Here is a 25239-nt window from a genome sequence, read left to right as displayed (position 1 = left end):
GCATATATGACCGGGGCTACATCTTCTGTTTGACCATCTCCAAGGTGTTTTTGACTTCTGCGTTATCAGGACTTTGTTCACTTGCGCGAGTCGCGTAATCAAGCGCACTTTGTGTATCACCAATCTCGAGTAATTGCAGCGCAACGTTATTTAGTGCGATCAGATTAGTGGCGTCTATTTCAAGAACCGATTCATATAAACTGATGGACTTTCTTCCGCTTTCCAGTGTTGCTTGGAACAACAAAGTATTGAGGTTTGTTTCTTGAGTGCTGTTGAATTGCCCAAGAATATTCCGCGCCCGTTCGTTCTGTCCAACACTGACTAAATACTGAGCGTAGTCGATGACCGTGGAAACATTAGGATACTCTCGATAAGCTCGATCGTACCATGTGCCAGCATCGGTGAGATTACCAGAATTAAATGCGGCTTGGGCTTTTAATCGAAAATAGGTTTCAGAGTCGTCTTCGAAGGTACCCAGCATGGAATAGGCGTCTGTCGCCTGTTGGAGATCCAGTAAAAGAGCCACTTTTCTAAGCCTGATATCTTTGTTAACTGGAAAGGAAGGCAAGTACTTGTTGATAACTTCTAACTCGTCAGCTTTCGCGTCCAATGTTTGATAAGTGCTTAGCACATATTGAAGCTCTTGATACGAGACCAAATCAAGCGTTTTAGTATTATCAATTGCCTGCTTAGCGGACGACAAGTCATTTGATTCAATATAGCTTTGTGCGACGGTATACCAATAAAGGATGCTTTTGGGCGTATCATCAGACAATTGCGTAATTGCTTCTATAGCTTTATCCATTTCATTATGCATGGCATAGTAAAAATTCATGAATATGCTATCGGACTCGCTGGTAGATGGGTTTCGATATCGTCCGCTAATAAAATCTTCATCACGCTCACCGCGGGTGTTCTCAACAAACACATACTGTTGAAGCAACACGATATTATAAGGAAATTCTGTTAATGCTCGACGAACTGTATTAGTTGCAGCTTGCACGTTTGACAAGCCAAGGTATGCAGAAGTGGCTAATTGGTACGCTGCGGCATTTGTTAAGGCTTCAGGCTTTTCTTCAAACAGCGCTAAGGTTTTGTCAAACTCTCCTTGAGCGTTATATATCTCGCCTAAAAAGGCGTAATTAGTGAGTTCGTCGGGCGACTTTTCGATAAGCGCGTTGGCTAAGTCAAGTGCCTGGGGGAAACGCTTATTCTCCACTAAATCTCCGATAAGAAAGCTCTTTGCAACGAACAGTCTCTCTGGCGAAAAAGTTGCAGAGTCATCACTGCGTAAATATTGCTGTATAAAATTCTGACTAGACGAGACAATTTCTGGAAATGCAGCTTCAGGATTACCTTGAAGTTGATACACGCTCGCTTCAAGCTGTACTGCTGGGTCGGCTATTGCTTTATCCTTGAGCGTTGAAGCCAGTCTTTGAATGCCTTCTGTGTTGCCGGTTTCTCTCATGCCATCTATCAACGATGCCATATTGCTAATATTAATTCTCGAAACGACAGATGCTTTATCGATTTGAGACAGAACTGCCTCTTCATCTCCTACTTTGGCGCGAGAATAAACGAGCATATTATGATAATTTGTATTTTGAGTGACGCCTTGAAGGCCTCTTTCAAGATAATCTATCGCTTGCTCATAGTTATCAAGGGCGAAATTAAGTTCAGCTGCGATAAGCAAATTTCTGCGTGTTTCGTAACCTCCTACAATTGCCTTTTCGATATGGAGCTTAGCTGTTTCAAAGTCTTGTCGTTCAATCAAGACAAGACCTTTTAATTGGTTCACAACGGGTTGTTCAGGGTAGCGCGCTAGCAATTGATTGATAGCTCTTTCTGCTTCGTCCCACCGCTCTGCCCAAACAAGCGTTGTTGCTTTTGAGAGCCTTGGTTTTGGTGATTGGGGCCTTAAATCTATGAGCTGTTCGAAGAGCGCAAGCGCATGATCAAAGTTCATTTCTGCCAGTGCAAAATTGGCAGCCACTTCTAGGAACAGCCAATTGTCGGCGTAATTTGGATTGTTTTGCTGGAAATCTTCCAGTGCAACTAAGAATTCGCTAGTATCGCGCGTTGCCTCATACATGCTCACAGATTGAGCAAAAAGTTGTTGAAAGCTAAGGTTTGTCTGGTCTATCGAAGATAAGGTTTTAATAATATCATCAAACGCAGTGGTGTCTTGTTGAACTCTTGCTTTAACCAAAGCATAGACAATGTCCGCATTGGTAATATTGCTGTCTCGATGACTAGCTTCGTAGTACTCGATTAGAGGCTCTCTCTCATCGAGCATATAACGAGCTTCCATCTGAAGCTCAAAGGCTTCGGCGTCTAGCGCAGAGTTGATTCTATCGTATTGATAAATGGCGTTTTGGTATTCACCCTGCAGTACCAGAGATTTTGCAAGTAGTATCCTTGCCGGATCGGATGTTTTATCACTAGCAAGATACTTTTTTAATATAATTTCTGCGACATCGTGTCTATTTTCTGAAATCGCGGTGCTTGCTTCTTCAATTGCTTGTTCTTCGCTTAGCTGCTGAGAGCAGGCACTCATAAAGACTGCGAAACATAAAATTCCGAATGTTTTTAAACTATTAGACATTTATTCACTCCGTGTAAGAGCGAATAAGATAATCGATAAGCAAAAAAAAAGCGACCGATAAGGTCGCTTTTCGAATAAAACGGTAGTTTATTTTTTGCTGCGTGCTCTAAAGCCTATGCCAGCAAGTGCTAGACCAAGCAACGCAACTACTGATGGTGAAGAAACAAACTCTACGCTAGCTTCACCACTGAAACGCTGAACAACACCTTCAAGTGAGAAGTCAACTTGCGAAAAGAAGTCCTCTAAGTCGCCGTCAGAAATTAGTAGCTGGTAAAATGGGTTTGGTGCAACAAAGAAGTTGAGACCGTCAGCAGATAGCGTGATGTTGTTCCCATCAAGGCCGAACCCACCTGCGTTCAAGTTACCAACAGAACCGCCGCCTGCTATCGTACCAGTGAACAACTCAATGTCGTCATCGAGTTCAGCAGCCGAAAGGTTAGCCATACCGATACCTGCTAGCGCGCTAGGAACGAATGTGTTGGTGTCGGTCTCTACGTCTAGTACCATGTTAAAATCGCCCGTCCAATTACCAGTCGTGATGCTTGTCGGTAACGAGTTGTCTGTAACTTGACCGCTGATGTTAATCATCGAATACAAACCGTAGTCAGTTGTCAAACCCGTGTTATTAGGGAAGGTTTGAAACGAAGTGTAAGACAAAAGAATTGTCGCTTCAAACAAACCAGCCGCTGCGTCAGTTACCACGATAACCTCTTGGTAATTACCGCTCATGATGTTCGCGGTAAACGTTGTGCTTGTTCCGCCGTCTGTGTAACCAAGTGAGTTATCTATCGTAAACGGTAGACCCGCTGCAGAAGAAGCTGCTGACATCGTCAAAAATGCCCCTGCAAGTGCAACTTTTTTAAATGTGTTAAGCATTATACTTTCCTTATTGTGTATTTAGCTAATTGCTTGGAAACGATTAAGCATATGGCGTGCCACTTAAGCAAGTTATTGAAATGTATAAAAAAATATAAATTTTTAATTACTTGCTGTACTAAGTTGTAAAAAAAACAGACACTTTTTTAAGGCAATTAATCATTTATAGTGAGGAAAGAGCCATACTTCTTTGCAATTTAGATACGGGCGTCATTCAAGTCACCTGTATGTAAAACTCTTAAGTACGCTGAGCGCCGCTTATTCTATAACAGCTTAAGATTACGACACCGTTTTTTTCGCGATAAGGTATTTCAGTCGCTGAATTGGTCCACCGTTTCCAAAAGGGCAGTAAGAAGTCACAAACTTGTCTCGATACGCATCGAATTGGAGAACTCTCGGTGCAGTTACTACCTTTCCGCGCTTCAAGATTAGTTTAAAAACATTACTCACTAGTAAACCTGAACACAGTTTGATTGCCATGGGCGTTGAGGGGCCGCGCTGTTCTTTAAAGTTTGCTGCGCTTGCATCTGCCAGGTATTTCGTGTGTAACAATGCAGGTGACAAACCTATCAACAGCTTAATAAACGACTCTTCATCCGATTTACTCTCACTAAATCGGTAATATTCGTCGAAGCCCATCGAATCCTTTGTGAAGCAAACTAAGGAAACGCCTAAACCTAAAGGCGCCGCCAAAAGGTTTGGAATACCTCTATCTTGAGCGGCTTGGTAGACGAGTTTTCTGGCTGATAGTGCAAAAAAATCGATGCCGTCTACGTAGACATCCACACCTTCAAAGAAAGCATTAATGTTCTCTTCGTTTAGGCCTGTGGGAAACTCTTTAATGTTAGCGTTTGGATTGATATCCCTGATCATGTCCGCCATCGTGGAGCATTTGTGTTTACCGACTGTTGACATAAATGCACCGGCCTGACGATTGAAATTGTGAATTTCAAATTCGTCGAAATCGGATAAATGGAAGTTTTCGAAGCCCATTCTCGCAAGAGTAAGCGCATGTTCTCCTCCAGCGCCACCAAGCCCGCCAATGGCGATCTTCGATTGTCTTATGACAGACTGTTCTTGTCTGGTTATCCAGCCTATGTTGCGGGAAAAGGCATTTTCGTATTCAAACATAATTTTCGTACTTTCGTTAACGTTGCATGTGCTTTGTATCGGCACAATACAACAAGAATTAACATCAGTTACTGAAAAATGCTATAAAAAAATACTGCGCAAACGTCCCTGTTAGTATTATAAAGTACAGATATACGGCGCTGAGCTTTTAATCGATTGTCCGTAAAAATTGATTGAGCATGCACTCAAAAGATGGTTTAAGGTTATCCAGAAAATGTTCAAAGTCAATGTAGTATGGCACACGTCGCCCAACATACTCAAATTCTTCGCCAATCTGTGTCATGGTTAGTCCAACGACTTGCATACTTTTTCCTAGTCGTGGGTCAGCCATAAAGTATATGTGTTTCTTGCCGCGATTCTTAAACATGGCTGTACATGCCATATACAAACCAACTGCAATGAATGGAAAACACCTGATGTCATTCTCATCGTAGAGCTCTACATTGATTCCAGTATTTGCAGCGCAATCTGCTAAGTCTAACTTTCTGCGTCTAAACACTTTTGGAATAAGGATTCTTGAAACTTCAGCGACTTCATTTCGATTAAACCTACTTGGAAGTACACTCTTATTATCAATAAATTGTAATCCTTGTTTTTCGATTGGGAGAATTTGATTTTCGTTTTCAGGCATTATCAAACGAACGCTGCCAGCGTAATCGCCCGAACGGTTGTGCTGAATTAAACACTGTTCTGCATAGTCGTCGTAATGATCTCTCTCGAGTCGTGTGTCGTTACCTTCGAAAATTTTGATTTCTTCGCAAAAAACTTCGTGCCGAATGCGATATGCGCTTTCAAGCTCGGCTTTAGATTCAGCCTTCACAGCATTAAAATGCTTGGTAAAGTGCTGAAGAACCCATTGAGCTTCTTTTTGAACCTGTTGCTCGTGCAACCGCCTGCGCTCTAGTCGGCGCGCAGACGCATCCGTTTTTTGCTTTTTTTGTGACCCTAGTTTTGAAGTAATATCCGTATCACGTGGTAAAAAACTTGGTTTTTCTACACTTTTCGTGTTTTGTACTAACATGGCAATTTCTCCAGTCATCGAACACAACCTTACTGCGATTCCAAGGCAAGCTGTGTATTAAATGATCTTTAAAGGTATAAATTTGAAACGGAAAGTGCATGTTACGAGTGTGGACCGCTATAATGTCGCAGAATTGCAACACAAAAGACTTCGCATTTCCCACAGATGTTAGCGTGAACATCATGAAAGTAAAGCACTTTTTTTTATCAAATTTTCCTTCCCGCGTTATGAATAGCGTTTACTTCAGCGACATTTTTTAGCTTGTCCGTCCATAAATATTCACTTAAATCATAAGTTTGATTGCATAAATTAAGCCATAAAAGCGCGTACAAAAGCGTTCAAAAGGTATTAAAGTAAATACCTAATAAGTGTGTGGGATACCTTTCGCTGTTTGCTATTTTCATTAAAGCGGCGGGCGTGAGCATATAAAGTTGCAATACGCAACTATTTTTACAAGTGCGCGTATGTGATGTACATACCTAACTAGCTCGTAAATGAGGTCAACAATTTTACATCATATTTTAATTTTAATGTCACTAGCAGTTAAACAAGTGGCTATTATCGTTTAACCTAAACCATAACAGTAATTTCAGTAATGACTGAGGTAACAATTGTAAGTCAGTCAGAAACTATTAAATAATCAGGCGTTGCAATAACATGTATCTTCAAACAATTAGCTTCTTTCCTATTAAACAATTCTCAGTAAGCTCAAGCTTGGCGTTGATTATTTTCTTATCTTGTTCAAAAGCTGTTGCCTCTACGTCTATGGTTGAATTGATAAATGAGATAACGCCATCCGTTGTTGGAATTGGAATTTTCACTCCACTGGAAGCAAAAAACCCTCAGTTACTCGGAACAGGATTCGTAACAGGAAATGGGTCCTATATTGTCACCAACTATCACGTCGTTGCGAGAGAGTTAAGACTCGATATTGTGCAAAATTATGTGGCAATGGCGGGAGAGGGGCAGCGAATGAAGGTGCTAAAATTGGAGTTACTCGCGATAGACCCGGTCCACGATTTGGCGATATTGTCCATGTCTGAAAAATTACCAGCCTTAAAGCTGGCAGAACGCAATTTAAAACCCGCAGGAACGGATGTGTTTTTTACGGGATTCCCAATCGGCGCTGTGTTGGGCTTATACCCTGCAACCCACAGAGGAATGATTGCGGCCGTCGCGCCAGACATCAATCCGGCACGGAACGCAAATCAACTCACAATCGATATGTTAAAACGCCTCAACAAGCCTTTCATGATTTATCAGTTGGACGCCACGGCTTACCCGGGAAACAGCGGTAGTCCCGTATTTGAAGTGCAAAGCGGGGAAGTTATTGCGATTATAAATAAAGTGTTTGTGCAGGCCGGTAAGGAAGCTGCATTAACCAATCCAAGTGGTATTAGTTATGCTATTCCTGTTGCACAATTAAAAGCGTTAGCGCAGAAGAATGATATTGAGTTATAATTGTCAGGAAATTTATCACCTCCTATGGGGTGCTTAACGAATTTCCATTTAAATCAATAGTTTGGGTTTTGGTGTAATAATTGCATGTTGTCCCAGTAATAGAAGAACACGGTGGTACTAATGGAACAAGATAACTCAAAAGATCAAATAAATGCGAAAGCGACGATTGCTGAGTCGAAAAATGGACGACGAAAATTTTTACGAAGTGCGACTGCCGGTGCGCTGATTGCCTCGATTCCAGCTAAGTCGGTCTGGGCAACAGGTGGACTCACAAATTCAATCGTTGCATCTGGCCACGGCTCAGATATGGCCGGAAATCAATCTCTTCATCTTCAAGGTCCAGATTATTGGGCGCATGCTTTGGAAAGGCATGAAAAGTTAATGAGGTTCAAGGATATATTCGGACGGGGTGCATACAACGTCAGCCGCGAAAAAAGAAACAAAGTTACGGTTGGTGAAATTCTAACTCGCAACGAAGATGGTATTTACGAATTTGGCGGTGAAAACGAAATAAACGTTTATCTCCTCAGCACGTACTTTAACGCTTTGCATCATGGTCGTTCAGGAGTTGTTTTCCCAGTCGTCTACACTGGCGGAATAGCAAATGCAAGAGCTTCGTTTAGTAATCCCGCAGAATTTGCCACGCGCTTAAGAGACCTCTCAAGGAATAGAAGAGGTCAACTTGCACGGGAGTTAAAAGAGCTACACAATACCGGACAAGTTAGTCGGTTAATGATGTAATCGCGTTGGTGAAGACGCAATATATATTGGTTAAGGGGATGCTTTCGCATCCCTTTTCTGATCAAAGCGGCGTTGCATTTTACAATCCATTCTCAACAGACGTGGTCTCTATCGGCATGAATCATGAAACCATATCCGAAGTATTTCAGTGTGTCCGAGAAGACAACCCAAGCGCGCAAGCTGTTATTGAAGAATTATTGGCGAAGGGTTTTATTTGTTTAAAAGACGACGGCATCGAATAATTGAAATCCAAGACCTTTCAACTCGACTTATCTCCCTTTAGATTCCAGATAATCACTGATATCGATTTAGTACTCGATAACGCGAAACGAATATACCAGCAAAAGTTCATAGATGGCGATTTATCTTGCCACTATATTGATTATCAGCTGTCTGTTATGAAAAGTGGTGGTGTCAGAAGTTTTTACAAACCTCAGGCGCGCTTTTTTTGTGATACACGAGAGCCTTTTAAGCCACTAAATCATAATCAGGGCTTTGCTATGCTCGAATGGGGTATGAATTGGACTGTAGCCGCGCATGAATTACAACACGTTATCATTCACAGTGCAGTATTGGAAAAAAATGGCAAGGCAATTATCTTTCCTGCGCCACCGGGCTCAGGTAAAAGTACGCTAACTGCATACTTAGCCAACAACGGTTGGCGATTGTTGTCTGATGAAATGGCGCTGATTATTCCCTTTAGCGATATAGTCGTCCCTTTTGTGAGGCCGATTTGTCTGAAGAATCAATCGATAGATATAGCAAAAACATGGTTTCCAAGTGGGGTGTTCTCATCTGTTGCTAAGGATACGCATAAAGGCGATGTTATTCACTTAGCACCAAAGCCTGAGCACTTCGAGCAAGCAGGTATACAGGCTAAGATAGTTGGCGTGGTGTTCCCAAGGTTTCAAGCAGGTACAGCGCTTGAAATATATCAACTAGATATGATGGAGGCCTTTACCAAGCTTGCAGAAAATGCATTTAATTTTACTGCAATTGGAAAAGACGGGTTCGATACAGTGACTCAGTTAATAGAGGAAATTGCAAAATTTGAAATTTGTTACAGTCAATTAGATGAAGTCGTCGATTTTTTGCTAGAAGAGATTATTTAAGATGCCTGAGCAAATACCGCTGACCAAAGAAGATATTATAGCGCTGTTTAAAGTGCCGGAAGCATTTTTGGACTTAGACAACGTTCGCTTGTCACATGCGTTAATTGTATTTCGTCAGCAGAAGCTTTTGGCGCGCATCGCATATCGACTTGAAAAAACCGGTGTATTGTCGCGCTTAGATGAACGCTCACAGCGCCATCTAAAAAACGCTAAACAAATTGCGACTCGACAGAACGAACAAATTAAGTTTGAAGCATCGGAATTAACAGATACTTTGACACAGCTATGTGAGTATTTTGTGTTCTTAAAAGGCGCAGCTTACTCGCTCTGTGGTTCAGAGGTGGGCAGCGGCCGTATATTCAGTGATATTGACGTATTAGTGCCAAAGCGAGATATTCAAAAGTGCGAACAAAGACTGAGTATTCAGGGGTGGGTTGGACAGCCATTAAATGACTATGATGATCGATATTATCGCAAATGGGCGCACGAGATCCCACCTATGCAGCACTCAAAGCGAGGCACGATTATTGACATTCATCACAATATCATTCCTCTCATTTCTAAAGCCAAAGTGAATGTCGATGCACTTTTGAAGTATAAGGTTGAATTGCCAGATGGCAATGCAGTATTAAGTGAGCCAGCTCAATTTGTGCACGCTTCTATCCATCTTTTTCGTAATGAGGATTATAAAGGAAGCTTTCGTGACCTAACGGATTTATACCTCATGTGTGAACACAAAAGCGATGAATTTTATTTTGCTTGTCTAGATATTGCAGAGCGAATTGGACTGATTGAAGAAGTTTTATTTGGGTTTAGATACACCGATAGACACTTAGGTCTAAACTTGCCCGACAAAATCATTCAAAGCATATCTGCTTTACCAAAATGGCGGATGTTATACAATGACTTCGTTTTTGATAGTGTACTTTTACCGCAGCACAATCTGATTCCAAATTCGGACACGCCTTTTAGACATACGCTTGCAATGCTTCGAGGGCATGTTCTGAAAATGCCGCTTCATATTCTCATTTATCATTTAAGCGTGAAGAGTATTCGGGGTATCCTAGAGCTTATCTTTGGCGAGCATATTTTTACGCCCAAAGACACCAATCCACCTTTTCAAGCCAATCAACAGGGAAACGATAAGTGAAAATACTGGTGACCGGCGCCGCTGGATTTATCGGCGCGCACACTGTAAAAGCGTTATTGAGGGACAACATAGACATTGTTGGCATAGATAATATTAACGATTATTACGATGTCTCACTTAAACATGCACGTCTTGATTGGATAAATGAAAGTGAAAACGCAGGTTTGTTTCGCTTTATCAAAATGGATATTGCAGACCGTGAATCGATGGAAGCATTGTTTAAAGACCATGCGTTTGACCGAGTTATTCACTTGGCAGCGCAGGCTGGGGTGCGCTATTCAATTGAAAATCCTCATGCCTATATTGACGCTAACATAATTGGCTTTATGAATATTCTAGAGGGTTGTAGGCATCACAACATTGACCATTTAGTGTATGCATCGAGTTCATCTGTATATGGCGCCAATGAGTCAATGCCATTTTCAGTGACGAATAATGTTGATCATCCCGTATCACTTTATGCAGCGAGTAAAAAAGCGAATGAGTTGATGGCTCACACTTATAGCAACCTATATGGTCTGCCCACAACTGGTTTGCGATTCTTTACGGTTTACGGTCCTTGGGGAAGGCCCGATATGGCGCCATTTAAGTTTACCAAAGCGATAAGCGAAGAGACGCCAATAGATGTATATAACTACGGCAATCACCAGCGTGACTTTACATATATCGATGATATTGTCACTGGCGTGATCCAAGCTACCATGCATATCGCTACCGCAGATCCTACGTGGGATGGCAAAGCGCCCAACCCAAGCACGAGTAAAGTTCCATGGCGGATATACAACATCGGCGCTCAAACGCCTGTGCATTTGCTCAGCTTCATCGAAACTATCGAAAAAGCACTTGGAAAAACGGCTAAAAAAAACATGCTGCCGATGCAGCCGGGCGATGTTGAAGCGACCTATGCAGATGTTGCATCTTTGAGCAAGGATGTAGGCTATAAAGCCACTACTAATTTAGAAGTGGGTATTTCAGCTTTCGTAGATTGGTATCAGGCCTATTATCAACAAGAGACTTCAAAATAGACGCAAAGCAAATATCTGGCCTTAAGACGGGCCTAACTTAGCTGTAAATCAACGAACTCTCTGTACACATCGTTATTATCGTAAAGTTGCTGATGCGTACCGCTGGCAATACATTGACCTTTCTCAAGCACAATGATTTTGTCTGCATTGAGCACCGTTGACAAGCGATGCGCGATGATAAGCGTAGTGGTACTTTGCATTAAACCATCTATTGCTTGTTTAACCAGTCTCTCGCTGCTCGCATCTAAGGCACTTGTCGCCTCGTCGAGCAGCAAAATAGGGCGTTTTGCTAAAATCGCACGCGCAATGGCAATTCGTTGCTTTTGCCCGCCTGAGAGTTTAACACCTCGTTCACCTAAATTAGTTTCGTATGCTTTTGGAAGTGCTTGAATAAACGCGTCCGCGTGGGCCAGTTGTGCCGCATGTTCGACGTCCTTATGACTTACATTAGCATCAGCAAAAGCGATGTTTTCGCGCACCGAGCTGGCGAAAATTACCGGATATTGTGATACCAAAGCAAAGTGTTTGCGCAAATCTGATACCGCAAACGCATTATGCGCCTGCCCGTTTATCAGTATCTTGCCAGCATTTATTTCGTAAAAACGCATCAATAAATCAAACAGCGTGGATTTACCTGCACCGCTGTGCCCAACAATCGCTACTTTTTCACCTCGTCTGACTTTGAAGCTTAGGTCTTTAATTATCAGGGCATCATCGTAGGCAAACTGAATGTCATTTAGTTCTATGACGGGCGTATTGTCTGAGAGCGTTTTGCTTCCATTTAGTTGGGGCTTAGTAATTACGCTTGTGTCTGATATGTCTGATGTTTGAGCCATTAAATCGAGTATCCGTTCGGAGGCGCCCGCCGCTTTTTGCAGCTCACCAATGACTTCGCTTATGGTCGCAATCGCGCCTCCCGCGAGCACCGCATAAAACACAAACGCGACGAGCTGACCTTCTGTAATGCTGCCCTCGATGACGGCAATCGTCCCTAAGTATCCGACAATGAAGATTGCGCTCAAGCTAATCACCATGACGCTTGCTATCAAGAGGGCCCGATAGTGGATGCGCTTTGAAGCAGTGCTCATAACAGCATCGATTTTATCTGCAAAATTAAGCGTTGAGCGCGACTCATGATTGAAGGCCTGAACGGTTTGGATCTCATGTAAAGATTCATCCACAATGCCGCCAATGTCTGCAACCTTATCTTGACTCTGTTTAGAATAATTGCGAACTTTTGCACCTAACAAGCGGATAGGAACAAGGATAAAGGGTACAGAAACAAATACGAACAGAGTAAGCTTTAAGCTTGTAAAGGCCATCAACACAAGGGCACCGACAAACATGACGGTAGACCGCAGCGCCATCGACACTCCCGTACCTACAATACTTTGGAGTAGGGTGGTATCTGCAGTAAATCGAGAAATAATTTCGCCGGTGCGTTCGCGTGCGTAAAACCCTGGAGAGAGCGTGATCAGATGATTAAACAGTGATTTTCGTATATCCGCAGATACGCGTTCTCCCAGCCATACCATTAAGTAAAAGCGAACATAAGTCGCAATACTGCCAATCACGATCACCGAAAGAACGACCCACAAAGCTTGTGTTAGCAAGGCTTGGTTTTGTGCAACGAAGCCTTGGTCGACGACATAACGAATGCCTTGACCAAGCAATAACCATGTTAAAGAACTAATGCCCAAAGCACCTAGGGCACCGATTACCTGCCACTTATAATGAATGAGATGAGAGAATAACCATTTAACAATATGTGCGCTTGAATACTTATTTTTGATAGCTGTGCCTGTTAAGGTAAGTTCGTCGCTGCCTTGACGGTTTAAATATGGGCTACTTGTATGTTTTCCAATCTATATCAGTAGAAAGTAGCAATTCACGCAAAGATAATGCTCTTGGAATTGCCCGACCTTTAGGCGTCCATCTGTGTCCTGAGCATGCAGCGATCAGTATTGCTTTGGTAGGTTTGAGCAGCAAGTAACGGGTTTGCTTAGGCACAATCTCAAAGTACTCACCACTTTTTGAAAACCAACCAAACTTATTTAGGTGAAGGCGATCGGATGCCATCATATCAATGCTGTCTAACTCAATATGCTCCTCACCCAGATGTTCCACGTATACCGCTACGACAGCGCCGTAGCGAGCGTTTTCTATGTACCACTTGATGGTTTTATCGGTATCTTGTGTATTGATAGGGCACTTTGCAGCTTGCTTTGCCTGCCAACTGCCATTGTGAACGTCAACGTCTATGGGAGAGTCGCCGCTGAGTAAATGCATAGCGGCGTTTCTAACATGGTAGCTCAAACCTTTAATTTTGCGCTTGAGCAAAGCTGGGTCACTAATATTGCTATTAGCGAGCAGTTGTAGCTCGCGTTCATACAAGGCATTGCTTAATTCGGCAAAATTAGGGTATTTGGCCGTTAAGTGAAAGATATCGGTTTGATCTTGAATATCCAATGCCCCGTTCATTTCGCTGAGCTTTATTGACCTTTTATCTCTGCGCGGCCTTTGTAGCTTGCCCCTTCGCCTAGTTCAGCTTCAATTCGAAGCAACTGATTATACTTTGCAACGCGATCAGAACGACAAAGCGATCCAGTCTTAATCTGACCTGCTGCGGTACCCACGGCTAAATCAGCAATGGTCGCGTCTTCTGTTTCGCCGCTGCGGTGAGAAATAACCGCTGTAAACCCAGCTTCTTTTGCCATTCTAATAGCATTAAGCGTTTCAGTGAGAGAGCCAATCTGATTAAACTTGATCAAAATGGAGTTGCCTACGCCGTTATCAATACCGCGTTTAAGGATTTTTGTATTGGTTACAAACAAATCGTCACCCACAAGCTGCGCTTTAGCTCCCAAAATTTTGGTTAAATATGCCCAACCATCCCAATCAGATTCATCTAATCCATCTTCAATTGAAACGATAGGATACTGAGCAGTCAAATCAGCCAAGTAGTCGCTAAAACCTTCAGAATCGAAAGACTTAGATTCCCCGCTGAGCACGTATTTTCCATCTTTATAGAACTCAGACGCCGCACAATCCAAAGCGAGTGTAATGTCTTCATTCATTTTATAACCTGCGTTTTCAACCGCCTCTACAATAACCGAAAGTGCTTCTGCATTTGATGTTAAGTTGGGAGCAAATCCACCCTCATCACCCACCGCCGTGTTTAATCCTTTAGCAGATAATACTTTTTTCAGTGCGTGAAATATTTCAGCGCCCATGCGTAGCGCTTCTTTGAAGCTTTTAGCACCGACGGGCTGCACCATAAACTCTTGAATATCGACGTTGTTGTCGGCGTGTTCGCCACCATTAATGATATTCATCATTGGCACTGGCATGGAGTATTCTCCAGGCGTGCCATTTAGCTGTGCGATATGAGCGTAAAGCGGAATGCCTGCTGAGATCGCTTGTGCTTTTGCCACCGCAAGCGATACGGCCAATATGGCATTTGCACCCAAGTTTTCTTTGTTTTCAGTACCATCTAAATCAATCATCAGCTGGTCAATAGCCGCTTGATCTTGAGCTTCTTGGCCGATTAAGGTGCTGGCAATCTTGTCATTAATAGCACTAACGGCTTTTTCGACGCCTTTGCCTAAATAACGGTTTTTGTCTCCATCACGAAGCTCTAATGCCTCACGCGAGCCGGTTGATGCTCCGGATGGGGCGGCGGCTCTGCCCATTGCACCGCAGCTTAAATACACATCGGCTTCTACCGTTGGGTTTCCGCGTGAGTCCAATATTTCTCGTCCAACTATTCGGCTAATTGTGGCCATTGTTTCTCCTATGATGGTTATGCTTTAGTGCTTCGTGAAGCTCTATTATTCTAATGTGATTTAGTGATTTTTATCTTTGTAAGTCGCTGCTGCTGCGACAAAACCAGTAAATAAAGGGTGTCCGTCTCGTGGCGTTGAGTTAAATTCTGGGTGAAATTGCCCAGCAATAAACCACGGATGATCTTCCAACTCGATCACTTCAACAAGCTGTTTATCGGTTGACAAACCGCTTACGCTTAAGCCGGCCTCAACCACTTTGTCGCGCAAATTATTGTTTACTTCATAACGATGTCGGTGACGCTCGTATATTTCAACATCACCGTAAAGTTGCTCAACTTTACTGCCTTTGCTTAAATGACAAAGCTGACTCCCCAAGCGCATAGTACCACCAAGGTCGGTTGAAACATCTCGGATCTCTTTGCTGCCTGCCGCATCAAGCCATTCTGTAATCAAACCTACCACGGGAAAGGGGGTATCGGGGTCAAACTCCGTACTATTGGCGTTCTCCATTCCTGCAACATTGCGGGCAAACTCGATGTAAGCAATCTGCATACCCAAACATATGCCTAAAAATGGCACATCGTTTTCGCGTGCGTATTTCGCTGCCGCTATTTTCCCCTCTATACCACGTTCGCCAAACCCGCCTGGGACGAGTATAGCGTCTAGTTCATGAAGAATATGTGGCCCTTTGCTTTCGATGTCTTGAGAATCAACATAATGGATATTCACCGTTTTTCGATTTTTAAGGCCAGCATGCTTCAGTGCTTCGTTAACAGACTTGTAGGCATCTGGGAGTTCTACGTATTTACCTACCATGCCAATGTTTACTTCACCAGTTGGATTTGACTCAGCGTATAACACTTGTTCCCATTCAGTCAGATCTGCTTCAGGACAGTCAAAACCGAATCGTTTTACGACAAGCTCATCCATGCCTTGAGCTTTGAGAGCCGCAGGTATGCGATAAATGCTGTCGGCGTCGCGAAGCGAAATAACTGCTTTTTCATTAACATTGGTGAAAAGGGCTATTTTAGCGCGCTCATTGTTAGGTAGTGCACATTCAGAGCGGCAAACAAGAATATCAGGTTGAATACCAACTGAACGTAACTCTTTTACTGAGTGCTGTGTTGGTTTTGTTTTTACTTCGCCTGAAGCAGCAAGAAATGGGACCAAGGTAAGATGCATATACATTGCGTGCTCTCGTCCAATCTCAGTTCCCAGTTGACGAATAGCTTCAATAAAGGGTTGTGATTCAATGTCACCCACCGTGCCGCCAATTTCAACGATTGCGACATCATTGCCCTCGGCGCCCGCAACAATTCTGCGCTTTATCTCATTGGTGATGTGAGGAATGACCTGAATTGTTGCGCCAAGGTAGTCGCCTCGTCGCTCACGTTTAAGCACCTCTTCGTAGACTCTACCGGTCGTGAAATTGTTTCTCTGCGTCATTCTTGTGCGAATAAAACGTTCATAGTGACCGAGGTCTAAATCGGTTTCCGCACCATCATCGGTAACGAACACTTCTCCATGTTGAATAGGGCTCATTGTGCCCGGATCAACGTTGATATAGGGGTCCAGCTTTAGCATGGTTACTTTGAGCCCGCGCGCTTCTAAAATCGCGGCTAATGATGCAGCGGCAATACCTTTACCAAGAGATGAGACCACCCCACCGGTGACGAAAATATAATTAGTCATGTTTAACCTAGCGCAAAAAGTCGTAAGCACAGCAGGCTGTGCGGTAAAAGAGTCGCTAGCCTCCAAAGCACAAATATTCGCATGCGCCCAGAAAGAGGGCGTAAATACATTGGCAATTTTGACTAGATTAGATGAATAGAAAGCTCACCTTTGCTGGAGCCATAGTATACCTAGAGAAGTACTTCAGAGTAAAACACTAACGTGTTTTTATTTGCTTAAACTCGCAGCCTCGATTTAAGACTCGCTTGCGCGTTTAAGCTCGCGTCGCCACTCATATAATAGCGTTTGTGCTTCACGAGGCGAAAGTTCGTCCAAATCAACTTGCATGAGCTTTTGTTCTAACCAGTGCGGGGTGTCAAGGAGCATATCGATTTGTACTTGCTCGTGCTTTGTATTCTGATGTTGATTAAGCATGTTTTCGCTTTTTGTATTGTTGTCAGCCAAAGTCTCCGCGCTCGATTTCTTATTGCTAGCTTGTTTTTCCAATGCCCGAAGCTTTCGCTTGGCATCATTGAGTACGGCGTTTGGTACCCCCGCCAGTTTAGCAACTTGCAAGCCATAGCTCTTGCTGGCCGCACCCTGTTGTACCTGATGCATAAACTTTATATCGTCATCATGTTCAATTGCGTTTAGGTGAACATTGTGAATCTGCGCATATTTTTGTGCAAGCTGCGTTAATTCAAAGTAATGCGTCGCAAATAAGGTGTAGCAACCGATATTGTTGGCAAGGTATTGTGCACATGCCCAAGCAAGAGACAGTCCATCGTATGTTGATGTCCCCCTGCCAATTTCATCCATTAATACTAAGGAGTGAGCACTGGCATTATTCAAAATATTGGCTGTTTCTGACATCTCAACCATAAAGGTTGAGCGGCCAGAGGCTAAATCATCCGCTGCGCCAATGCGCGTAAATACACGATCTATCTGACCAATTTTGGCTTCTCGGGCAGGAACAAAGCTCCCAACATACGCAAGCACAACAATCAGTGCTGTTTGTCGCATGTAGGTGGATTTTCCTCCCATATTAGGACCGGTTATCATGAGCATTTTAGCGTCCGGCGACATAAATATCGGATTGGGAATAAAGGGGGTGCTCATAACATCTTCAACCACCAGATGTCGACCGTCATTAAAAGCCAATATGTCTTCATTACAGAGTGATGGGGAGTGTAAATCGAGCTCAGTCGCGCGTTCCGCAAAATTCGTCAGCACGTCAAGTTGAGCTATCGCAGCGGCACTCTCGATAAGCGCGTTTAAGCTTGGCATAATCTCGTCAAACAAGGCTTCGAACAGTCTCTTTTCCAAGGCTAGAGCGCGACTTTGACTAGTGAGCACTTTGTCTTCATGTGCTTTGAGCTCATCAATGATGTAGCGTTCGTTGTTTTTCAATGTTTGTCGTCGGATGTAATTCGCAGGTACTAAATCACTTTGTGCACGACTAACTTCAATAAAAAAGCCATGAACTTTGTTGTAATTGACTTTTAAGGTCGAAATACCGGTTCGCTCTCGTTCTCGCATTTCTAGGTCGTCTAAAAACGAAGTTGCTCCTTGCGCAAGCGCTCGTAACTCATCAAGCTCTGCATTGAAATTGGGTGCGATGACGCCGCCATCTCTCAACACCACAGGTGGGTTCTCTATAATGGCTCGATTTAGGAGGTCGCAAATTTGAGGAAACTCTGAAATAAGGGCTCGGCACTCACCGATTACTTTATCTGCGCTCGGCATTGCTTCGGTGAGCGCATCAAGTTCACCATGTAGTCTTGGCCATTGATTTAAGGCCTGACTTAGTCGGCTGAAGTCTCTAGGACGTGCGCTTCGAAGGGCTACTCGAGCAAGAATGCGTTCAATATCGCCAATCTCTTTTAATATATTGGATAAGCTTTCGTAGCCATGTGCATGCAAGGCATTAATAATGAGATGCCGACGCTTAATTTCATCCAGATTTCGAGTAGGTTGATGCAAATAACGCTGTAACAGGCGAGAGCCCATTGTGGTGGCTGTTCTGTCTATCACTGACATCAAGGTATTTTCAGCACCACCTGCTAAATTTCTTGTGAGTTCAAGGTTTCGCTGTGTTGCAGCATCCATGTACAAGATGTCTTGTTGATTATCGTGTTTTATAGTTTGAATGTGCGCAAGTTGAGTACGTTGTGTTTCTTGTACATATTGCAGAACACAACCGGCAGACCCTAGCGCAAGCATATCCGAATCGATACCGAAACCGTCTAAATTTAGCGTAGAAAACTGTGCGTTTAGCTTACTCAAAGACGTTTGGGTATCAAATTCCCAAGCAGGGCGCCGGCGTTTACCCTTAAATCGTTCAATCAGGTGGGGATATGCAAAGTCCTCGTTATATAATAGTTCGGCAACTTGAATTCTCTCCAATGCTGCTAAAAAGGCGTCTTCACCAATGCAGTCAAGCACGTGAAAACGTGCGCTGGCCAAGTCGATGTAGGAAATACCAAACACGCCTTTGTGCTCTTGTACTGCTGCCAATACAGAATCGCGTTTATCATCTAATAAGGCTTCATCCGTGAGGGTGCCTGGGGTAACTACACGCAACACCTTCCGTTCAACAGGACCTTTGCTGGTGGCCGGGTCGCCAATTTGTTCACAAATAGCAACGGATTCGCCCATTTTTACGAGCTTGGCGAGGTAGTTTTCCGCAGCATGATACGGAACGCCCGCCATTGGAATGGGTTCACCGCCAGATTTACCGCGAGCGGTAAGCGATATGTTGAGCAAATTCGCTGCTTTTTTTGCATCGTCGAAAAAAAGCTCGTAAAAATCGCCCATTCGGTAAAACAATAGAATGTCGGGATGTTCGGCTTTGATCTTAAGGTATTGCGCCATCATTGGCGTATGCTTTTGCTTGTCTTTTACTTCGGGCATTGTTTAGTAAACTTTCTGCTTGTTTAGTGGGTAGAAATCGAGACACATTTCGCGTTACAGGGTACGCTAAAGTTTCAGCAAAATATATGAATTTGAGTAGGCAATAGTGTCAGAATATGCGGTCAATAAAAAATATGCTTTAGCGCGCGCGCTCGGTAACGCTTTGCTAGCAAAAAACGCAACGGTATGCACGGTTGAGTCGTGTACTGGTGGTGGTATAGCCTTCGCCATTACTGATGTCGCCGGCTCTTCGGCTTGGATAAATCAGTCTTGGGTAACCTATTCCAATCATGCCAAACATGATTTAGTTGGCGTGAATATGCAAACGCTCGAGCAGCATGGCGCAGTATCAGAAGAAGTCGTTCGTGAAATGGCTGAAGGCGGAAGAAAAGCTGCGCATGCTGATTACAGTGTGGCCGTAAGCGGAATTGCAGGTCCAAGTGGAGGTAGCGCTGATAAGCCTGTGGGCTTAGTGCATTTTGCAATTGCAAGCGAAGAATCGGTGATTCATTTTAAGCGCATTTTTTCGGGCAACAGGCAAGAAATCAGGGATAAAGCGATCATACACGCGCTTGAAAAACTGAACGCTTGTCTAGTTTAAAGCATCTGTAATGTTTGAAATACTGACTGTGCGCCTTATCGAAGACCAGACTGTAATAGTCTTAGGAGAGAAAGGCGAATTTATGTGGAGCGGCGAATGAATTGTCTGTCTTTTTCAGTATTAATAATGAACAAAGACAAACACGACCCATTGTAATAGTAGTAGATTCAATAACTTAGTAATAATTATAAAATAAGTGTTGAAACTGTATAACTGTACAGTATACTTCCGATATAAATGATTGCATCTGTAAGTAAATACAGGTGTTAAATTGATAAGCCTTTAGCGCTATTGTAGGCGCAGGCAATCGAGTATATCAGGCAAATTGACACACCGAATAAAAGATACTGGCGCTATGTTTTACGAGTACATGATAGCGCTTCAAACCAAAAGGATAGATACCGTGAGCGATAACAAAAACCAAGCCCTAGCAGCAGCACTAGGTCAAATTGAAAAGCAGTTTGGCAAGGGCGCGATAATGCGTTTGGGTGATAATCAAGCTATGGACATCGAAGCGATTTCAACGGGTTCATTGAGCATCGATATTGCTTTAGGCATAGGTGGCTTGCCTTGCGGGCGAGTAGTGGAAATCTACGGTCCGGAATCATCCGGTAAAACTACCCTGACCTTACAGGTGATTGCAGAGGCGCAAAAGAAAGGGAAAACCTGCGCTTTTGTTGATGCTGAACATGCCTTAGACCCTATTTATGCCGAAAAATTGGGTGTAAATATTCAGGATTTATTAGTCTCTCAGCCTGATACGGGTGAGCAAGCGCTAGAAATTTGCGACATGCTGGTGCGCTCTAACGCGGTGGATGTGGTGATAGTTGACTCCGTTGCAGCGCTTACGCCAAGAGCCGAAATTGAAGGTGATATGGGGGACTCTCACGTTGGCCTTCAGGCACGTTTAATGTCGCAAGCGCTTCGTAAGTTAACAGCTAATATTAAACGCTCCAACACACTGTGCATTTTCATTAATCAGATACGAATGAAAATTGGTGTGATGTTTGGTTCTCCAGAAACTACCACCGGTGGTAATGCCTTGAAATTTTATTCCTCAGTGCGTTTGGATATTCGCCGCATTGGCGCAATCAAAGATGGCGACGAAGTCGTTGGCAATGAGACTCGTGTAAAAGTCGTAAAAAACAAAGTGGCTCCGCCCTTCAAGCAGGCAGAGTTTCAAATTATGTACGGTGCTGGTATCTGCAAAGAAGCTGAACTCATTGATTTGGGCGTAAAGCAAAAGTTTGTTGAAAAAGCCGGTGCATGGTATAGCTACAGCGGCAATCGCATCGGCCAAGGTAAGGCTAACGTGGTTAAATATTTAAAAGAAAACCCAGAAATCGCTAACGAGATTGAAAGCAGAATTCGCGCTGAGTTGCTGCTGAAAAAATCAGACACTCCTAAAGAGGCGGTTGAAGAAGTAGTAAAATAGCGAGCGCTTAACACTTATTCATTGAAGTCGACTTTTTGATGAATATTGTTCCAGTTCTTCGGGAATTTGCCCTCTAGTATGTAGGAGAAAGCAATCAGCTCGGCGATGACGGTATATAGTGCAGGCGGTATTTCTTGGCCTAAATCAAGTTGGGTAAGGGCATCGCTTAAATGCTCGTCCTGATGAATGAAAATGCCGTGGTGCTCTGCTAATTTGAGTATTTCATCTGCTACTGAACCACTTCCTTTGGCCGTAATTTTAGGTGAGGTGCTTGCCGCCTCACCTGAATTTTGTTGGTATGAGAGCGCGACTGCTTTGTTTTGCTTACTCCTATGTTTATCTCTATGCATATGCGTGCATCACATTTAAATTAGTTTTGATGATAGATTCGTCAATTTTCCCAAGGTCGCATTTTTGTGATTTGACCGAAATTCCGGCTGCATTAAGCTTTGAATGAAGGTTTGGCAAAAGTCCAATAACCTTGTCTTTGAGTTCGGAGTTTGAGGTGTACAGGTGCAAGTCCAATTCCTTCGAGCTCTGACTTGCATCCGAAGGTGGTGGAATTTTTAGACTAATTTTTGCAAGCAAGGTGCCGAGCGATCCAACGTCCATGCGCATATCCAGCTTCCAAATGTCTGACTGTTCGATGTGATCTTTGTGACTCTCACCTTGCTGTTCACGCTGAATTTTGAACTCAATATCTTTCCCATTTTTATTCATAAGGTTGGGTAGCGCATAGTAATAGGTATCTTGTCCTTGAAGTGAAGCATCAGCACTTCTCAGTTTATAGCTATTATGATTGCTGAGCAGTTTACCAATTTCACCAATTAAACTTGCGCGAGGATCCGCCTGCATAATGTCTGTAGTCAGTCTTGTGGCGCGCGTTCGCAAGTTTTGAGACGGCATATCCGCTTGTGTATTGGGCTTAATAAAGCTTGTAAGCAGATTCGATAGTCCCGCCGTATTATTAGCTTGGGGGCTCGGCGTTGACGTGATTCTGTTTTGGGCGGCACTCAGATTGGCTACAAGGCTTAAACGCAAAACGCTTACCAAGCCTTCTATAAAACTATTGCTCTTTGGAAAACTAGTGCCTGAGTGATTAACAATTTGAGTAACCGCAGGTGCGCTCATGATGCTTTGCAGAAGTTCGGCTAGTTCAAGTTTGTTTTGCCCACTATTTACAGCTGCAGTTGGTTCAGCTTTCAGTGCTCGCATTGCATGCAACAGTTCAGATAAGTTTTGCTTCGTATCACTACTGCCATTCTTATCAATGCTTTCCAGTACGGTTTTAATTTGACTAAATGCACTTCCACCTGATTCTGTATGTGCCATCGTATGATTGAGTGCTGCGCTTAGTTTGGGCGGCAGTTGCAATATCTGCTGAGGTGTAAGCGTATTTTTTAAACTCTGTAATAAGCTATCTCGCTGAGCAGAATTTGTCAGCTTTAAGTCGTTCGGATTCAATCTTCCAGATTCAAGGCCGGTCGGGATCTTGTTCGTGGGAATTTCAGTTTTTGAAGTCTTAAGCGATGATTCATTTTTTGTCTTGCCATCTGAAAGATAGCTGGCATCTATTGTTACAGAAATTGGTTTAGCGACCGCAAGGACACTCAGGCCAGTATTTTTAGCGATACCGATATTTGCTGCCTGATGACTGACCAGCAAACGACCCTGCAGTAGATTGCTTAGGTCTTTGCCAGAGGTGTTTGAAACGCCTAATAATAGGGTTTTCGGTAATGCGTCAATGTTCTTTTTATCAAGTGGTAATGCAATTAAGTTATCAGCTGTGCCGCTTTGATTTGCAGACCTTTGCGACGCAGAAGTTAACTGTTGTGATAATGGGGAAGCAGGAACTCTTGGTAGAAGCACTAAAGCCTGCAACAGACTAATGCCCTTTGCATTGATTATGGGGTTTGCCTTATTGATGTGAGCGATACCAAGTTTATCTAAGCTCAACGCTGGACTTTTCTGAGCCTCTTGAAAAGAGACAGTCTTAATAATCCCAGAATTCGTATTGTTGTTGGATAGCGTATCCGGTCCAAGACTTTGTTTTTGCTTCGACAGGGCATTACCTAAAGACAGCTCTATGCGAACTTTAGTGCCAATTCCCACCGAATTAGCTATTTTTGCTTGCAAGGGGACAATGAGCTTGCTTAGTGGTTTCAAGGTGCGCAGTTGCTCAGTAGACAAACCAGAATCACCAGTGGGTAAATGTAAAGCAGCAATAGCTTGCACCAAACCGGAGTTGTGCTGACCTGCAATCGCTACAATTTTTCCAGCCAAAGGAATTGAAATATTAGGCAAACCGCTTTGCATCGAGGTTTGTACAATCAATTTTGAAAGCGCTTTAGCACTTGCATCATCGTTTTTCATAGATGATTGCGCAATGATATTCAGCGGCGCTTTGCTGATTACGCTCGATGATACATCCGGCCATGAATTGGCAAGTGTGCGCGACAGTTTCGCAGGCAAAGGGTTTTGGTCGGATGCTTGTATTACTCGAAATGTAATAGACGCTTTAGATGTGTTAACCAGTAGAAGTGTATCGCCTGTTTTGGGAATATAGTTGTTTGCAAGGTTTGTGCTTTGTTTCGATGTTTGATCTGTAAAGGCTTCACTGCTGATTGAGAAGCGCTGCTTGCTAACGCTATCTTGAATTACGATGCGATTGGATGCGCTGGACACCACAGAGAAGCTCACCCCAGCTTCCTTAGTAGCCTGAGTTGACCCTGCCATGGTGCTTAATAGAGCATTTTGTGAAGCAGTATGCTGCGGCAAGGAGCCATAAGAAGATGCTCCATGTGATGCGGCAGCAAGCGCTTTGATCGCGGCAATCGCTTGATTAGTCATATCTTAATATCGGCAAAATACATGCTTACTAAAGTATATTGACCTAAGCTATTGAACCCAAATAATAAACAGGTATTTCCGATCGATCATATAAGTGCTTTATGAGCAACGCGCCCTAGGTTAATCCTTTGTTTTCATGTATTATTTCGTTTTTATGGGTGTCTTCATTTTCGGCGCCGGCGCACTTTAATTTGTAAGGCTAATCTGCATTTGAACGTTTTATCTGCAACTGGACTCACTTGCGAAAAGCAAGACCGCATTTTGTTTGAAGATCTTAGTCTTCACATTAATGCTGGAGATCTCGTTTTATTGCGCGGAGAAAATGGAGCAGGAAAAACGAGTCTTTTGCGGATTTTAGTTGGTTTGAGTGAAGCGCAGTCTGGAAACGTCGTGATATGCGGGCATGATGTTCATCGTGATCTAAATCAAGCCAGCCTGCATTTCATCTATTTTGGTCATAAACTCGGGGTCAGCGGTTTGCTAAATCCCATCGAAAATATCGCGTTTTGGTGCCAGCAACACGGCCTTAAGCTTCGCCATGATGAAATCCTTTTGGTTTTAGAAACCTTAGGCTTGGAGGGCCTGGAAACACTTGCGGTGAAGTATCTGTCGCAGGGACAGCAACGTAAAGTTGCTCTCGCAAAATTATGGATAACGCAAAGTGGTGATTCCTCTCTTTATCAGCCAAAATTATGGGTCTTAGATGAGCCTTTTACAGCGCTTGATGTCTCTATGGTAGCTATGGTTGAGGCAAAGATACTCAATTTTCTACAAAGCGGTGGATGTGTGATTATGACCTCACATCAAGCCGTGAACCTTGCATATGAGCAAAGGGAGTTTAGCTTGGAGTATCGCTGGTAGT

20 protein-coding genes are annotated in these 25239 nt (G+C 43.4%); 9 read left to right on the top strand and 11 right to left on the bottom strand.

Features of this window, described 5'->3' with window-relative positions:
• Nucleotides 1–16: 16 nt before the first annotated feature.
• From PN836_RS07385 to PN836_RS07370, 4 genes are all read right to left on the bottom strand, one after another.
• Nucleotides 17–2605, bottom strand: a complete 2589-nt coding sequence (locus PN836_RS07385; protein WP_395344603.1) for a tetratricopeptide repeat protein — start codon at nucleotides 2603–2605, stop codon at nucleotides 17–19.
• An 87-nt stretch (nucleotides 2606–2692) separates the two neighbouring features.
• Nucleotides 2693–3481, bottom strand: a complete 789-nt coding sequence (pepA, locus tag PN836_RS07380) for a flocculation-associated PEP-CTERM protein PepA (RefSeq protein ID WP_395344602.1) — start codon at nucleotides 3479–3481, stop codon at nucleotides 2693–2695.
• A gap of 279 nt (nucleotides 3482–3760) precedes the next feature.
• Nucleotides 3761–4612 (bottom strand): ThiF family adenylyltransferase, encoded by an 852-nt coding sequence (locus tag PN836_RS07375; protein WP_395344601.1) that lies wholly within the window; start codon nucleotides 4610–4612, stop codon nucleotides 3761–3763.
• Between the two features lie 148 nt (nucleotides 4613–4760).
• Nucleotides 4761–5633, bottom strand: coding sequence for a PEP-CTERM/exosortase system-associated acyltransferase (locus PN836_RS07370; protein ID WP_395344600.1), 873 nt, complete (start codon nucleotides 5631–5633; stop codon nucleotides 4761–4763).
• A 657-nt stretch (nucleotides 5634–6290) separates the two neighbouring features.
• Between PN836_RS07370 and PN836_RS07365 the strand changes: the two genes are divergently transcribed.
• The 6 genes from PN836_RS07365 (at nucleotide 6291) to PN836_RS07340 (ending at nucleotide 11122) form a co-directional block, all read left to right on the top strand.
• Nucleotides 6291–7094: a S1 family peptidase gene (locus PN836_RS07365; protein ID WP_395344599.1), complete on the top strand. Its 804-nt coding sequence runs from the start codon at nucleotides 6291–6293 to the stop codon at nucleotides 7092–7094.
• Nucleotides 7095–7214: 120 nt separating this feature from the next.
• A complete protein-coding gene (locus PN836_RS07360; protein ID WP_395344598.1) occupies nucleotides 7215–7835 on the top strand; it encodes a hypothetical protein in 621 nt (206 codons plus the stop codon).
• A gap of 8 nt (nucleotides 7836–7843) precedes the next feature.
• Nucleotides 7844–8077: a hypothetical protein gene (locus PN836_RS07355; protein WP_395344597.1), complete on the top strand. Its 234-nt coding sequence runs from the start codon at nucleotides 7844–7846 to the stop codon at nucleotides 8075–8077.
• A complete protein-coding gene (locus PN836_RS07350) occupies nucleotides 8078–8947 on the top strand; it encodes an HprK-related kinase A (protein ID WP_395344596.1) in 870 nt (289 codons plus the stop codon).
• A gap of 1 nt (nucleotide 8948) precedes the next feature.
• On the top strand, nucleotides 8949–10097 hold the full coding sequence (locus PN836_RS07345; RefSeq protein WP_395344595.1) for a nucleotidyltransferase family protein: 1149 nt from the start codon (nucleotides 8949–8951) through the stop codon (nucleotides 10095–10097).
• Nucleotides 10094–11122, top strand: a complete 1029-nt coding sequence (locus PN836_RS07340; RefSeq protein WP_395344594.1) for an NAD-dependent epimerase — start codon at nucleotides 10094–10096, stop codon at nucleotides 11120–11122. The genes PN836_RS07345 and PN836_RS07340 overlap by 4 nt, the downstream gene beginning before the upstream one ends.
• Nucleotides 11123–11154: 32 nt before the next feature.
• Here PN836_RS07340 and PN836_RS07335 read toward each other — a convergent pair whose 3' ends face one another.
• The 5 genes from PN836_RS07335 to mutS form a co-directional block, all read right to left on the bottom strand.
• Nucleotides 11155–12915, bottom strand: a complete 1761-nt coding sequence (locus PN836_RS07335) for an ABC transporter transmembrane domain-containing protein (protein WP_395345524.1) — start codon at nucleotides 12913–12915, stop codon at nucleotides 11155–11157.
• Nucleotides 12916–12967: 52 nt separating this feature from the next.
• On the bottom strand, nucleotides 12968–13591 hold the full coding sequence (locus PN836_RS07330) for a hypothetical protein (RefSeq protein ID WP_395344593.1): 624 nt from the start codon (nucleotides 13589–13591) through the stop codon (nucleotides 12968–12970).
• Nucleotides 13592–13614: 23 nt separating this feature from the next.
• Complete coding sequence (gene eno, locus PN836_RS07325) at nucleotides 13615–14907, bottom strand: phosphopyruvate hydratase (RefSeq protein ID WP_395344592.1); 1293 nt, start codon at nucleotides 14905–14907, stop codon at nucleotides 13615–13617.
• Between the two features lie 60 nt (nucleotides 14908–14967).
• The gene (locus PN836_RS07320; protein WP_395344591.1) at nucleotides 14968–16599 is read right to left on the bottom strand and encodes a CTP synthase; all 1632 of its coding nucleotides are present in this window, start codon (nucleotides 16597–16599) and stop codon (nucleotides 14968–14970) included.
• Nucleotides 16600–16833: 234 nt separating this feature from the next.
• Nucleotides 16834–19491 carry a DNA mismatch repair protein MutS gene (gene mutS / locus PN836_RS07315; protein ID WP_395344590.1) on the bottom strand — a complete coding sequence of 886 codons (2658 nt, stop codon included), beginning with the start codon at nucleotides 19489–19491 and terminating at the stop codon, nucleotides 16834–16836.
• A gap of 106 nt (nucleotides 19492–19597) precedes the next feature.
• On the opposite strand from mutS, the gene PN836_RS07310 reads away from it, so the two are divergent.
• Nucleotides 19598–20092, top strand: a complete 495-nt coding sequence (locus PN836_RS07310; protein ID WP_395344589.1) for a CinA family protein — start codon at nucleotides 19598–19600, stop codon at nucleotides 20090–20092.
• 403 nt (nucleotides 20093–20495) lie between these two features.
• Nucleotides 20496–21527 (top strand): recombinase RecA, encoded by a 1032-nt coding sequence (recA, locus tag PN836_RS07305; protein WP_395344588.1) that lies wholly within the window; start codon nucleotides 20496–20498, stop codon nucleotides 21525–21527.
• Nucleotides 21528–21541: 14 nt separating this feature from the next.
• Here the strand turns inward: recA and PN836_RS07300 are convergent, their stop codons facing one another.
• Together PN836_RS07300 and PN836_RS07295 are read right to left on the bottom strand one after the other, a co-directional pair.
• A complete protein-coding gene (locus tag PN836_RS07300) occupies nucleotides 21542–21877 on the bottom strand; it encodes an EscU/YscU/HrcU family type III secretion system export apparatus switch protein (protein WP_395344587.1) in 336 nt (111 codons plus the stop codon).
• Nucleotides 21870–24377 (bottom strand): hypothetical protein, encoded by a 2508-nt coding sequence (locus PN836_RS07295; protein ID WP_395344586.1) that lies wholly within the window; start codon nucleotides 24375–24377, stop codon nucleotides 21870–21872. The genes PN836_RS07300 and PN836_RS07295 overlap by 8 nt, the downstream gene beginning before the upstream one ends.
• 210 nt (nucleotides 24378–24587) lie before the next feature.
• Between PN836_RS07295 and ccmA the strand changes: the two genes are divergently transcribed.
• Nucleotides 24588–25238, top strand: coding sequence for a cytochrome c biogenesis heme-transporting ATPase CcmA (ccmA, locus tag PN836_RS07290; protein WP_395344585.1), 651 nt, complete (start codon nucleotides 24588–24590; stop codon nucleotides 25236–25238).
• Nucleotide 25239: the final 1 nt, after the last annotated feature.

The organism is Ningiella algicola (assembly GCF_028401415.2).
Taxonomy (GTDB): Bacteria; Pseudomonadota; Gammaproteobacteria; order Enterobacterales; family Alteromonadaceae; genus Glaciecola.
The sequence above is the reverse complement of the archived record's forward strand: the minus strand, read 5'-3'. Positions and strand labels throughout refer to the sequence as shown.